Below are 13,134 nucleotides of genomic sequence, written 5' to 3'. Positions count from 1 at the left end.
CAGGCGACGGCAGGGCCGGATGCGGATGCAGAGCCCCCGCATGGTACCCCTTCGCCAGCGTTGCCGGCGTGTTGCGGGCCGTCGCTTGCGGTGCGCTCGGCGTCAGCGGCAGGCCTCGGCGCGCTCGCCGTCCAGCTCGATGATCTCTAGGCGGTGGTTGCCGCAGGGGTGCTCGTCGGAGGGGCCCTGTGTGAGCAGTACCGAGCCGTCGTCGATGGCCTGCTCGGCGAGCCAGCTGCGCACGTATTGGGTCCAGTCCGCGAGGTCCGTGCCAGTCTCCTGCGGGTAGACGCCGTAGCTGAAGCACAGGCGCTGGGCCGTATCCGTGCTCGGCGTGAAGGCCACCACCGGGCAGGGGAGGCGGAAGCGGGCGATGCGCCGGGCGGTGTTGCCGCTGCGGGTGGGCACGGCCACCAGGCGCGGGTGGCTGCGCTCGGCGGTGTGGTAGACGCTGCGGGCGATGAGGTCCAGCGCGCGGCGGCTGCCGTCGCTGTCGTAGGCGCCGACGCGCTCGGCCTGGAGCCTGAGATTGCGCTCCGGCTCGATGGCGGCGGCGATGCCGGCGAGCATCTGCACGGACTCCACCGGGAAGCGGCCCATGGCGGACTCCGCCGAGAGCATGACGCAGTCCGTGCCGCCGAGGATGGCATTGGCGACGTCGGTGGCCTCGGCCCGGGTGGGGCGGCGCATGGTCACCATGGACTCCAGCATTTGCGTGGCGGTGATGACGGGCTTGCCGACGCGGTTGGCGAGCTCGGTGATGCGACGCTGGGCGACGGCGATGGTCTCGATGGGGATCTCCACGCCTAGGTCGCCACGGGCCACCATGAGGCCATCGGCGGTGGCGAGGATGCCCTCCAGGTTCTCGAGCGCGGTGGCGCGCTCGATTTTGGCAATGACGAAGGGGTCGTAGTCGAGCGCGCGAGCGGTGTCGCGCACGGCACCGATGTCCTCGGCGCTGGCGACGAAGGATTGGCTCACGGCGTCGATGCGGTGCTCGGCGGCGAAGGCCAGCCAGGCGCGGTCGTCGTCGGTGAAGGCGCTGATGCCGAGGTCGATGCCCGGCAGGTTGAGGCCTTTGCGCGAGCGCAGCTCGCCGCCGGCGCGCACGCTGCAGACCACCTCGCTGCCGCGCACCTCCACCACTTTCAGCAGGATGAAGCCGTCGTTCAGAAACAGCCGGTCGCCCGGGCGCACCGCCGCCGGCAGGTCCGGAAAGCTGACGCTGACCCGCTCGGCGCTGCCGATGCAGTCCTCGGTGGTGAGCGTGATGGTCTCATCGCGCACCAGCTCGACGGGCTCGTCGGCGATCTCGCCGACGCGCATCTTGGGCCCCGGAAGATCGCCCATGATGGCCACCCGGCGGCCCGTGTCGGCGGCCGCCTGCCGCAGCCGGGCGATGACGCCGGCGTGGTAGTCCGGGTCGCCGTGGGAGAAGTTGAGCCGCGCCACGTCCAGCCCCGCGTCGATGAGGGCGCGCAGGCGCTCGGGCTGGTCGGAGGCCGGCCCGATGGTGGCGACGATCTTGGTCTTGTAGGGGCGGTACTGCATGCGCGTGCTCCCAGGTCCGGTTGGCGGCTTCAGGACTGTCGGTGCGCCCGCGGGCGCGTGTCGGCCTGGGATGTTAGCGGAGGTTGGCCGAGCGGGTGCGTTGCAGTCTCGTGACGGTCGGTGCAGTCGGCTGGCTGGCGAGCTGCGGGCTCTCGTTGCGGCGGGTGACGGCAAGCGCTTTGGCCGCGCTCGGCTGGGCGTTGTGGCGGGGTTGACGATCACATCGGGTGTTGCGGCAAGGATGCCGCTCTCACTGGGTGATCGCGGCAGGGATGCCGCTCCCACGGGGCTCAGCCGAGGTGGGTGGCGCGCCAGGCGTCGATGGCGGCGGCGTCGATGCCGCCGTCGCGGGCGTAGAGGCGGTCCAGCTCGGCACGCTTGTCGGCGGGGGCGAGGGCCATCAGCCGGCCGGCGGTGAGGGGCTGGGCGAACTCGGCCAGCACGCCGCCGCCGGTGACGGCGGCGACATAGAGGCTGCGGTCGCCGGTGTTGATGGCTTGCTCGACCTGGCAGTCGAGCCAGGCGATAGGCCCGTCGACGCTAGGGTTGCCGAGCGGGGTGCGCGTGTCGGGCAGATCGGCGTACTTGTCCACGTGCTTGCCGCTGGCGAGCCCGAAGCGCCAGACCAGACCGAGCGCCTGCTCGGGCAGGAGGTAGACGGCGAAGCGGCCGCTGGCCTCGATCATGCGCCAGGTGTGGTGCTGGCGGGCGATGCCGGCGAGCATGCGCGGGCGGTCGCGCACGATTGAGGCGCGGGCGACGAAGGTGGCGATGCAGCCGCCGCGGGTGCTGCCCGGCTGGGGCGACTCGGCGGCGGTCACCAGCCACAGCGGCGGGTCGTAGAGGTGGTGGACGGCGTTGACCGCGTCGGCGACGGCCTTGTCCAGGGGCTGCGGGTGGCTCGGCTCAGGGGGGATCGCGGTCATTGCTGGGGGGGGCTCCTTGCTGGCCTTCTTGCGCCGCCGCCGACATATTCGGCAGCTGACGCCAGCCCCTACTTGACCAGCGCCACCGGGATTTTCAAGCGCCGGATGACGTTCTGCGCCACCGAGCCCATGAGCAGCTGAGTGAGACCGGATCGCCCGTGGGTGCCCATGACCACCTTGTCAAACTTCTGCTCCTTCGCGAAGCGCGCGATGCTCTGGGCGACATGGCCCACCAGCACGTGCCAGTTGTATGACACGCCGGCGGCATCGAGGCGCTCCATGTAGGGCTTGAGCACGGCCATGCCCTCGTCGCGATGATAGGCGGCGATGTCGTCGTCGGAGACGAACATGCGCGCGTGGCCGGAGTCGATGGGCAACTGCACCGTGAGCAGGTGCACCTGGATCGGCTCCTCTCCCTTGGCCATCTCCAAAACGTAATCGAGGGCGCGCTCGGAGAACGTCGAGCCGTCCACGGGCAGCAATACTTTCGTCATCCGCCCGGCCCTCCGTTTGTCGGCCTTCTTGCGCGATTTAGCCATGTCCGTCGGTGTCCTCGTCATGGTGGCCGCTGGCGACTTCTTCCAGCGGCCGCGGGCGGGCGCGCCGGGCCAGCTTGGTGCCGTAGCCGATGACGAACGCTGCGCCGGCACCGGCCACCAAATAGTGCACCCAATGCGGTAGGAAGTGCAAAGCGTCGGCCCAGACGATGTCCGTGATCAGCATTTCCCCGGCGATCCAGCCCAAGAGCCCGCCGCCCAGGGTGATGATGAACGGGAATCGGTCCATCAGCATCAGCACCAGCTTACTGCCCCAGACGATGATTGGAATACTGACGACGATGCCGAAGGCGACCAGCATGATGTCGCCGTCCGCGGCGCCGGCGACCGCGATGACATTGTCCAGGCTCATGACCGCATCGGCGATGACGATGGTCTTGATGGCGCCGAACAGGTGGCTGGGGGCGTCCACCGCGTCGGCGTGCACTTCGGGCTCGGGCTGTAGCAGCTTGATGCCGATCCACAGCAGCAAAAGCGCGCCGACGATCTTCAGGAAGGGCATCGCCAGCAGCTGCAGCGCAAAGAAGATGAGCACGAGTCGCAGTGCGATGGCCCCGAATACCCCCCAAAGGATGCCCTGGTTGCGCTGCTTCTCCGGCAGCCGCCGGCAGGCGAGTGCGATGACCACGGCGTTATCGCCACCGAGCAGGATGTCGATGGCGATGATCTGGAGCACCGAGATCCAAAAGCCGTCGGCGAGTGCTGCCTCATGCATGGCGCGTCCTCCCGCGGCTGGGACCGAGCACCGCGGCGGCGGCGCTGCTTGCCCGCTGCACAGACATCAGGCGGACTCCGCCGTTTCGCCCGCCGGCGATGCATCGTCGTCCTGCGCCCGTCGCTTCGCATAGAAGCGGGTGGCCGCGAGGCCGATGAGCCGTGTCACCGTCGCCATGGACAGCGCACCCGCACTCACCGAGACCCAGGGTGCCGCTTGGTAGCCGGCGAGCAGCTGTGGTGCCGCGCCGCCCATACCCGTGGCCGCGACGACGGCGATCAGTTCCGGAACCCGAGCGAGGTCGTCGATGTCTTCTCCGTAGACGGTGGCGATCTCGAGGATCAGGTATAAGTGCATGCGCGTCAGCATGGAGGCGGCGCCGACGACACCGGCGAGCTTTAAAGCTTGGCCCGCCGCCGGAAACAGGCCTGGCACGTAGAGCAGCCCGCCACCTAGGGCGGCGAGCCCGGTCTTGGCGTCCACCAGCCGCCGGGCACGCCTGCGCAAGTCTTCGTCGGGGAATTGCTGCTCCAGCTGGCGTACGGTGCGGCGAATCTCGTTCTTGCGCAGCCGCAGAAAGAAATAGAAGAATTCCTCGGCGGCCAGCGATTGGCGCCGGCCGACGGAGCGCGCCGCGCCGTAGGCGTCGTCTTGGGGGGCATCGGCATCGGCGGCATTCATATGGCGGTCGGGACTCTCTGCGTCAGCGCTCTGTTGAGGATAGCGGAACTGTGCTGGAGTGCCGGCAACAGGTAGCCGGCAGAGACCATCTGCTGATTATGGCAGTTTTGTTACAACCTGTCAGCGTGCCCGTTCCGCGCAGAGGAGGCGGCGATCGCGCTGCCCGTAGCGCGCGGCGAATGCCGTTCCAATGAGCGCGCGGGCGCCGTTTCGCCTAAGCTTGCGTTATGAGTAGCGACGACCAGTCCACCACCGCCGCCGTCGACCGCCGCGATCCGGGCGCAGGCCAGCTCGTTGCCGCCGGACTGCCGGCCCTGGCGGCGCGTGAGCTCGCTTGGGCCTACGAGCGCCTGGAGCATCCGTCTTTGGCGGCCCGCCTGAGCGACGTGCTCGCCTCGCCCTTCGAAGAGGCCATGAAGCTCATGCCCAGGCGCTGGAAGAAGCGCATGGACCATGCGGTGGAGACCAACATGTACCGCACGCTCAAGATGGCCATGGGCTCCATGGACCATCGCGAGCCCATGCCCTCCAGCGACCTCCTGCACCGGGCGCTGGTGACGGGCACCGGCGCCGTCGGCGGCTTCTTCGGGCCGGTGACGGTGCTGGCCGAGCTGCCGGTGGCCACGGCGCTGATGCTGCGCTCCATCGCCGATATCGCCCGCAGCGAGGGCGAGGACGTCATGGGCAGTCGGGAGTCACGACTTGCCTGTGTGCAGGTGTTCGCCCTCGGCGGGCGCACCAAGGACGACGACGAGGCCGAGATCGGCTACTACGGCATGCGGATCACCCTGGGCCTGCATTTCGAGAACCTGCTCGAGATCGCCGGCAAAGTGGACGGTCCGCACATCCCGGCCGCCATTCAGCTCGCCCGCGCCGTCGCCGCCCGCTTCGGCGTGGTGATCTCGGACAAGCTCGCCGCGCAGCTGGTGCCGGTGGCCGGGGCGCTCAGTGCCGCGACGCTGAACCTGATCTTCATGCAGCACTACCAGGATGTCGCCCGCGGGCACTTCATCGTCCGGCGGCTGGAGCGGGATTACGGGCCGCAAGTGATCCGCGACGCCTATGCGCACCTGCGTGAGCAGGACCGGCTGGGCACCCGCGAGTTCAGCCCCATCGAGGGTTGGTGAGCCGCGCCAGGCGGCATTGCGTGCCCATTGGCCCGCCCCCTTTGACCCGCCTGGCTCGCTTGTGTGCGAGCGCTGCCGGGTCTGCCGAGGCGCCGTCGGTCGGCCAACAGCAGCGGTAGCGCGGCAATGCTGTGGGATCGGGCTACTTGAGCCCGCGAGCGCCCTCGACCTTGGCGTGCTTGAGGGTTGCCTTCTTGAGCTTGGCCTTACGGAGATCGGCGTCGCCGAGATCGGCGTCGCTCAGGTCGCAGCCGCGGAGGTCTGCCTGGCGCAGACGGGCCGCATGGAGGTTGGCACCCTTGAGGTCGCACTTGCGCAGGTTGGCGCCGTTCAGGTGGGCGTCGCGCAAGTCGACCTTGCGGAGCTTCAAGCCGCTGAGATCTTTGTCGTCCAGGTCCACGGCGCTCTTGCCCTTCTTGCGGCGCTCTTTGACCCACTTGTTGAAACCGTCGATGTCGCCGGCTTTGAGCAGCTCGACGGCCTTTTTTGTCGCCATGTTTAGGTCTCCTCGGGGTGATAGCACTGACAACGCATGGGTGTAATGCGCCGGCGCGGGTATTGCCGCGCCCACGTCGCCGCGATGAACCGATACTTCGCTAGCGCCGAGCCGGTCCGGCGCACGGCGGCAGCGTTGCTCAGCCCCGCCGACGCTTGTTGCCGTTGGTGCCAACGGCTGCGGTGGCTTTAACGCGCAAGCCTAGCAGACCCAGTGCGCCGAGGGGTGTCGGTGGCCAAGGCCAGCGGTGGCCACTATGCTTGGTCTATGTCCAGCAGCTGCCGAGAACGCCCATGCATCCGTTTCTGATCGTGGTGCCGGTGCTGGGTGTCGCCTTCGGTCCCAGGCTTTGGGCGCGCGCGCAGATGCATCGGTTCGATGTGCAAGACGGCGCCTTCTTGCCCGCCGACGAGCTCGCCCGGCGCCTGCTGGACCGCCAGGGATTGGCGCTGGTGCGGGTGGAAGTGACGGATCTTGGCGATCATTACGACCCCCGCGCCAAGGCCGTGCGTATCGATCGGGCGCATTTCCAGCGCTCCAGCCTCACCGCCGCCACCGCCGCCGCCCACGAGGTGGGGCATGCCATGCAGGACGCGTCCGGCTATTGGGCCTTTCGTCTGCACCATATCCTGGCGCGGGTTGCGCATGTGACCACCACTGTCGGCACGGTGCTCTTGCTGGCGGTGCCGGCGGCTGCGGTCGCCGCGAAAACGCCGGCGCCCTCGCGGCTACTGGGGCTGGCGGCGGCGGGCATGCTCACCAGCGGACTCGCGGCGCAGCTGGCGGCACTGCCCTCGGAGCTGGATGCGAGCATGAGCCGGGCGCTGCCGCTGCTGCGGGACTGCTGCCTGTCGGAGGCGCAGGAGCGCGATGCGCGCCGCATCCTGTTGGCTTGCTCCTTCACCTATCTCGCCTCCGCCGCCGTGCCGGCGCTGGCTCTTTGGCCGTTCGTGGGCCCGAGGCTCGCCTGGGTCGGGCTGCGCTCCCCGGCGGCCGGCGGGCGGCTGCCAAGCGCTGGCCGCGGGCGGCAGGCGCCCACGGCTTCGCGCACACCTGAGTCTGGCGGCAGGCCGGGACACAGTGGCCAGCATGCGGCGGGTCGCGGGCGTCCTTCATCGCCGGCGCGCTCGCACTCCCGCCAGGGCGCGACGGCCGGCGGCAATCCCGGGCCGCAGCGCCGGGCGCTGTTGCGAGCCGTCGCCCGGCCACTGGTCCGGCGTTGGCTCTTGCTTACCGGCGACTATTGACTCAGTCGGCGGGCTCGGTTCTCATGGCCCCCCAGTAGCGTTGTCAATTTTTCGTAATAAGCTCGGTCGCTCGCCCCGCCGGAAGTGGCATTATCAGTCGCCACCGGCTGTTCCGGCGATCATCGCGACGACCGATCATAGGCGGCGCAGACCGCCATCCGCCGAGCCGGCGGCACCGGAGCTCCGGGGCCGCCGAGCGGGCGCCGAACCACCGAGAGGAGCCCATGAGCGACCCCGTGTCCGCCGTCCCCGCCACCGCTCGTGTCGTGCCGGTACACGCCCGCTGCCGCGACCGGGTGCGCCTGGAAGTGCACGGCCTCTACCGGATGCCTATCTTGCAGCGGCGCCTGGAGCGGGCGTTGTCCGCGGTGGGCGGCATCCAGCGGGTCTCGGCCAGTACATCGACGGGCCGGGTTTTGGTGTGCTTCGCCGCGCCCATGACCCTGCCCCAGCTGGTGGCCCTGGTGGACGAGCAGCTCGGCGAGCAGCCGCCGCTGCGCCGACGCGCGGGGCTGCGCGCATATCCGCAAAGTCGTTCGCTGGCGGCCTTCACCGCGGTGCTGCGCGGCCTCGGCCGGCTCGTGGCCCGGCCGCTGGTGCAGCCTCTGGGCCAGCCGGCAGCCGGCGCACTGGCGGGGTCGGCAGCGCTGAGTCAGCCGCGCGAGCTGGAGGCGCAGCCCATCCGCACCTGGTTCGCCATGACTTTGGCGGACGTGGAGCAGGCGTTGGCGACGACGGACACGGGCCTCAGCCGAGAGGCCGTTGACGAGCGGCTGCGCCGCTTCGGCCATAACGCGCTCACGGCCGCCGAGACGCGCTCGGGCATCGCCATCTTCGTGAGCCAGTTCAATAGCCTGCCGGTGGGGCTGCTGGCGGTGTCCGCGGGCGTGGCGGTGGCCACCGGCGGCATGCTGGATGCCGCGGTGATCCTGGGCGTGGTCATGATCAACGGCGTCATCGGCTTCGTCACCGAGCGCCAGGCCGAGCGCACCATCGAATCCCTGACCCAAACCGGCGCGCGCAGCGTCAAGGCGCTGCGCGGCGGCGAGACGGTGACGGTGCCGGTGGAGGACATCGTACCCGGCGACGTGCTGCTGCTGGCGCCCGGGGATTACATCGCCGCCGATATTCGTCTGCTGCGGGCGCATCGGCTCAGTGTGGACGAGTCGGCCCTCACCGGCGAGAGCATGCCGGTGAGCAAGGACCAGGAGTTCATCGCCAAAGACGACACGCCGCTGGGGGATCGCCGCAACATGGGGTACATGGGCACCCATGTCACCGGCGGCAACGGTCGCGGGCTGGTGGTGGCCACCGCGGCGGCGACCGAGCTCGGGCAGATCCAGACCATGGTGGGCGAGGCGGAGTCCCCGGAGACGCCCATGCAGAAGCAGCTCGGGCGCATGGGCACCCAGCTGGCGCTGCTCTCCGGCGGTGTCTGCGCCGGCGTCTTCGGCGTCGGTGTGCTGCGGGGCTATGCCTGGCTGGAGATGCTCAAGGCCTCCGTGTCGCTGGCCGTGGCCGCGGTGCCCGAGGGCCTGCCGGCAGTGGCCACCACCACGCTCGCGATGGGCATCAACGACATGCGCAGGCGCAATGTCGCCGTCCGCCACCTGGATGCCGTGGAGACGCTGGGCTCCGTGCAGGTCTTCTGCATGGACAAGACCGGCACGCTCACCATGAACCGTATGGCCGTGGTGGCCGTCCACGGCGGCGGCCAGCGCTTCAAGGTGGCCTCGCACAAGCTCACCGACGAGGACGGCCACGCCGTGGACCCGTTGGAGCGCGAGGAGCTGGTGCGGCTGATGCAGGTGGTGTCGCTCTGCAGCGAGGCCGAGCTGAAAGGCGTGCCCGGCAAATGGCAGTACGAGGGCTCCCCCACCGAGAACGCGCTGGTGGAGCTGGCGGTGGAGGCGGGCATCGACGTGCCGGCGCTGCGCGACGAGCGCCCGCGGCTCAAGACCCGCTATCGGGCCGAGGGTCGGCCCTACATGTCGAGCCTGCACCCCTACAAGGACGACAAGCATCTGCTGGCGGTGAAGGGCAGCCCGGACGAGGTGCTGGCGCTCTGCACCACCATGCTGCGCGACGGCAAGAAGGTGCGGCTCACCAAGGCCATGCGCGCGGAGATCACCAACGAGAACCAGCGCATGGCGGGCCAGGCCCTGCGCGTGCTCGGCGCCGCCTACCGGGAGCTGGACGAAGGCGCCATGCCCGAGAAGACCGGCCAGCTGTGCTGGCTCGGCCTCGCCGGCATGGCGGACCCGATGCGCCCGGGCATGGACAGCCTCATTGCCCAGTATCACCAGGCCGGCATCGAGACCATCATGATCACCGGCGATCAGAGCGCCACGGCCTATGCCATCGGCAAGGAGCTGGGGCTCTCGGGCGAGAAGCCGCTGCAGGTGCTGGAGTCCAACAAGCTCGACGAGATGGACCCGGAGCTGCTCGCCGGCCTGGTGCGCAATGTGCACGTGTTCGCCCGCGTGAGCCCGGCGCACAAGCTGAAGATCGTCCGCGCCTTGCAGGAGGCGGGCATGGTGGTGGCCATGACGGGTGACGGCATCAACGACGGCCCGGCGCTCAAGGCCGCCGACATCGGCGTGGCCATGGGCGAGAGCGGGACCAATGTCGCCCGCGAGGTCTCGGACGTCGTGCTGGAGGACGACAACCTGCACACCATGACCATCGCGGTGGCGCAGGGGCGGACCATCTACAACAACATCCGCAAGATGATCCACTTCATGGTCTCCACCAACCTCACCGAGATCGAGGTGATGCTGGCGGGGGTCATGCTCGGCTGGGGCGAGGCCATGAACCCCATGCAGCTGTTGTGGATCAACCTGGTGACGGACATCTTCCCCGGGCTTGCGCTGTCCATGGAGCCCGCCGAGCCGGACATCATGGACCGCCCGCCGCGGGACCCGGAGGAGGCCATCATCACCCGCAAGGACTTAAAGCGCATGACCTTCGAGTCCGGCATCATCGGGCTCGGTACGGCTGGTGCCTTCGTGTACGGCATGCGCAAGTACGGCCTCGGGCCGGCGCCGAGCACGCTCGCCTTCAACACTCTGGTGATGAACGAGCTGACCCATGCGCTGAGCTCCCGCAGCCGCTATCGCAACGTCTTCGGCGGCGAGAAGCTGGCGCCCAACAAGCATCTCACCCGCGCCGTGCTGGGCATGGCGGCGCTGCAGGTGGTGGTGAGCGTGGTCCCCGGCGCCCGCCGGCTGCTCGGCACCGTGCCGCTCGGCTGGATGGATCTCGCGGCCATCGGTGCCGGCGTGATCCTGCCGCTGATCGTCAACGAAGCGACCAAGCCCGCGTATCGGGGGCCGGAGCATGCGGTGGCGCTCGAGGCGCAGCCGGAGGGGTGATCGACGTGAACGGTACAGGCGTGAGAAGTGCCGACGTGCAGAGTGCGAAGCCGGGAGCGATGTAGGGTGGATGAGCGAAGCGAAATCCACCGAGCGGCGTCGGTCGGACCGACGCCGGGAGGCCCGACAATCAGGCGGTTGCCGACGGCCCGGCGTCGGGCTTCGTGTCCCAGCCCGACCTGGACCCCGGCATGGTGGACTGCGCTGCGCTTGTCCACCCTACGCCGCTGGAGACGAGTGACGAGTGACGAGTGACGAGTGAGGAGTGACGAGTATCGAGGTGCGAGGTGCGAGGTGCGAGGTGCGAGGTGCGAGGTGCGAGGTGCGAGGTGCGAGGTGCGAGGTGCGAGGTGCCTGATGTGCGCAGTGATGGTGACTTACTCGATACTCGCCCCTCGCCACTCGATACTGATCCGATGTGCGCTGGGATGGTGACTTCCTCGACACTCGCTCCTCGTCACTCGCCCCTTATCACTCGCCCCTCATCACTCGATACTCATCGAATACTGATTCCCCATCCTCCGGAGCCCGCCCATGAGCGACGACTTCATTTTCACCTCCGAATCCGTCACCACCGGCCATCCGGACAAGCTCTGCGACCAGGTGAGCGACGCCATCGTCGATCATTTTCTGGGGCAGGACCCCAACGCCGGCATCATCGCCGAGTGCGCCATGGCCAGCGGGGTGCTCTTCATCTCCGCGCACTATGCCTCCAAGGGCGGGCTCGCCATCCCGGACGTGGCCCGGGCGGTGATCCGCAGCGTCGGCTATCCCAGGGAGGTCTTCGACGCCGACGCCTGCACCATCATGACCAGCTTCATGGACCACACCGAGCGGGACTATCAGCCGCTGGACCTGGACGCGATGGACGACGAGGCCCTGGGCCGCGTCACCGCCAAGGACCAGGTCACGGTCTTCGGCTATGCCTGCGACCAGACCGACAGCCTGATGCCGCTGCCCATCACCATTGCCCATGCCTTGGTGCGGCGCCTGGATGATCCGGACCTGGAGGCGGAGCTGCCCTATCTATTGCCGGATGCCAAGGTGCAAGTGGGTGTGGAGTACCGGGCCGGGCAGCCGCTGCGTATCCACAGCGTCGCGCTGGAGACCAGTCAGCGGGAGGACGCGAGCGCAGGCTTGGACCGCCTGCAGTCGGACCTGATCCACGGCGTCATCACGCCGGTGCTTGCCGACCAGCCGGTGGCGCCGGACGGCGACACCCACTACTTCATCAACCCCGAGGGGCCCGTCATCGGCGGCGGCCCGGCGGTACACTCCGGGCTCACCGGCCGCAAGACCGGCATCGACACCTACGGCGAGTACGCTCGTCACAGCGGCGCCGCGCTGAGCGGCAAGGACCCGATGCGCATCGACCGCGTCGGCGCCTATGCCGCCCGCTACGCCGCCAAGAATGCTGTCGCCGCGGGCTTGGCCGGGGAATGCGAGGTGCAGCTCAGCTACAGCATCGGCTCCGCGGGCCCGGTGAGCCTGCGGGTGCGGACCTTCGGCACCGGCCGCATCGACGACGCCGAAATCGCGCAGCGCCTACAGCAGCACTTCGACTTCCGCATCGGCGCCATCGTCCGCAACCTGCGCCTGCGCCACCTGCCCGCCGAGCACCCGGAAGGGTTCTATCGCAAGCTCGCCGTCTATGGCCACATGGGACGCGTGGATCTGGACATGCCGTGGGAGCGCACGGATCGGGCGGCGGAGCTGGGCTGATCGTCGAGCACCGCCGTCCGCCGCCTCGGCGACAGGCCCTGCGGGGTCAGTGAGCGGGGTCAGCCGCCGAGGATGTAGCCCAGGTCCAGCTCGGTGTCATCGAAGGGCGGCACCCGTACCCGCCTGCCCGCGGCGGGCGCGTCTTCATCGGCGGCCAGCGTGAGCGTCATCGCCACCCGGTAGGTGTCACCGTCGAGCTGATGCACGATCAGCGTGCGGTCCTCGGGCCAGATGAGCCAATAGAAGGGCACTCGGTGGCGTTGCAGCAGCAGGAACAGCGTCAGCGTGCCCTTGCGCTCGTGCCCGGGAGAGACGATCTCGCAGACCCAGTCCGGCGTCAGCTCCACGACGCCGCGCGGGCGCTGCGGCATGCGCTCCTTGCGCCAGCCGACTAGATCATGGCTCGGGCACTGGTGCCGCTCGTAGGCGACGCTCACCTCGGTGATGATCCACCAGCCGCCGGGACCCGAGCGACGCGGCAGATCGCCGAGCTCGGTTGCTGTGGTGACCTGCACCATGCCATGGTCCGCCCGCGCCATCGGCCGGCGCACGATCTCGCCGTCGATGAGCTCCACCCGCTCCTCCGAGCTCGCCAAGAGATCGTCGATGGTCTTCAGCTTATGGGCTTCCATGGACGCTATCGGTTCGGAGGCTGCGGAGTGCATACCAGTCTAGCGCGGCTCCCGGCCGGTCGTCGTGAGCGTCTTTCCAGCACGATCCCATCATTGCGAGGAATCA

At 69.0% G+C, this 13,134-nt stretch carries 11 protein-coding genes; 4 read left to right on the top strand and 7 right to left on the bottom strand.

Features of this window, described 5'->3' with window-relative positions; genetic code table 11:
- Positions 1-102: 102 nt before the first annotated feature.
- The 5 genes from pyk to CKO31_RS07925 form a co-directional block, all read right to left on the bottom strand.
- Positions 103-1,551 carry a pyruvate kinase gene (pyk, locus tag CKO31_RS07945; RefSeq protein ID WP_200235713.1) on the bottom strand — a complete coding sequence of 483 codons (1,449 nt, stop codon included), beginning with the start codon at positions 1,549-1,551 and terminating at the stop codon, positions 103-105.
- 290 nt (positions 1,552-1,841) lie between these two features.
- On the bottom strand, positions 1,842-2,477 hold the full coding sequence (locus tag CKO31_RS07940; protein WP_200235711.1) for a flavin reductase family protein: 636 nt from the start codon (positions 2,475-2,477) through the stop codon (positions 1,842-1,844).
- A 68-nt stretch (positions 2,478-2,545) separates the two neighbouring features.
- Positions 2,546-2,971, bottom strand: coding sequence for a universal stress protein (locus CKO31_RS07935; RefSeq protein ID WP_200235709.1), 426 nt, complete (start codon positions 2,969-2,971; stop codon positions 2,546-2,548).
- Between the two features lie 37 nt (positions 2,972-3,008).
- Positions 3,009-3,749 carry a TerC family protein gene (locus CKO31_RS07930; RefSeq protein WP_200235708.1) on the bottom strand — a complete coding sequence of 247 codons (741 nt, stop codon included), beginning with the start codon at positions 3,747-3,749 and terminating at the stop codon, positions 3,009-3,011.
- Positions 3,750-3,815: 66 nt separating this feature from the next.
- Positions 3,816-4,430: a hypothetical protein gene (locus CKO31_RS07925; protein WP_200235706.1), complete on the bottom strand. Its 615-nt coding sequence runs from the start codon at positions 4,428-4,430 to the stop codon at positions 3,816-3,818.
- A gap of 227 nt (positions 4,431-4,657) precedes the next feature.
- Here CKO31_RS07925 and CKO31_RS07920 point away from each other — a divergent pair, with 227 nt between their 5' ends.
- The gene (locus tag CKO31_RS07920) at positions 4,658-5,557 is read left to right on the top strand and encodes an EcsC family protein (protein ID WP_200235704.1); all 900 of its coding nucleotides are present in this window, start codon (positions 4,658-4,660) and stop codon (positions 5,555-5,557) included.
- Positions 5,558-5,699: 142 nt separating this feature from the next.
- Here CKO31_RS07920 and CKO31_RS07915 read toward each other — a convergent pair whose 3' ends face one another.
- The gene (locus tag CKO31_RS07915) at positions 5,700-6,053 is read right to left on the bottom strand and encodes a pentapeptide repeat-containing protein (RefSeq protein WP_200235702.1); all 354 of its coding nucleotides are present in this window, start codon (positions 6,051-6,053) and stop codon (positions 5,700-5,702) included.
- Between the two features lie 293 nt (positions 6,054-6,346).
- Here CKO31_RS07915 and CKO31_RS07910 point away from each other — a divergent pair, with 293 nt between their 5' ends.
- The 3 genes from CKO31_RS07910 to metK all read left to right on the top strand — a co-directional run bounded on the left by CKO31_RS07910 (position 6,347) and on the right by metK (position 12,396).
- Positions 6,347-7,300, top strand: coding sequence for a zinc metallopeptidase (locus CKO31_RS07910; RefSeq protein ID WP_200235700.1), 954 nt, complete (start codon positions 6,347-6,349; stop codon positions 7,298-7,300).
- Between the two features lie 224 nt (positions 7,301-7,524).
- Positions 7,525-10,674, top strand: a complete 3,150-nt coding sequence (locus tag CKO31_RS07905; RefSeq protein WP_200235698.1) for a cation-translocating P-type ATPase — start codon at positions 7,525-7,527, stop codon at positions 10,672-10,674.
- Positions 10,675-11,208: 534 nt separating this feature from the next.
- Positions 11,209-12,396, top strand: a complete 1,188-nt coding sequence (gene metK / locus CKO31_RS07900; protein WP_200235696.1) for a methionine adenosyltransferase — start codon at positions 11,209-11,211, stop codon at positions 12,394-12,396.
- Positions 12,397-12,455: 59 nt separating this feature from the next.
- Here the strand turns inward: metK and CKO31_RS07895 are convergent, their stop codons facing one another.
- Positions 12,456-13,028, bottom strand: a complete 573-nt coding sequence (locus tag CKO31_RS07895; RefSeq protein ID WP_200235694.1) for a Uma2 family endonuclease — start codon at positions 13,026-13,028, stop codon at positions 12,456-12,458.
- Positions 13,029-13,134 lie beyond the last annotated feature (106 nt).

Source organism: Thiohalocapsa halophila (assembly GCF_016583825.1).
Classification (GTDB): Bacteria; Pseudomonadota; Gammaproteobacteria; order Chromatiales; family Chromatiaceae; genus Thiohalocapsa; species Thiohalocapsa halophila.
Note: the sequence above shows the minus strand (reverse complement) of the source record. Positions and strands in the feature narration are given on the sequence as shown.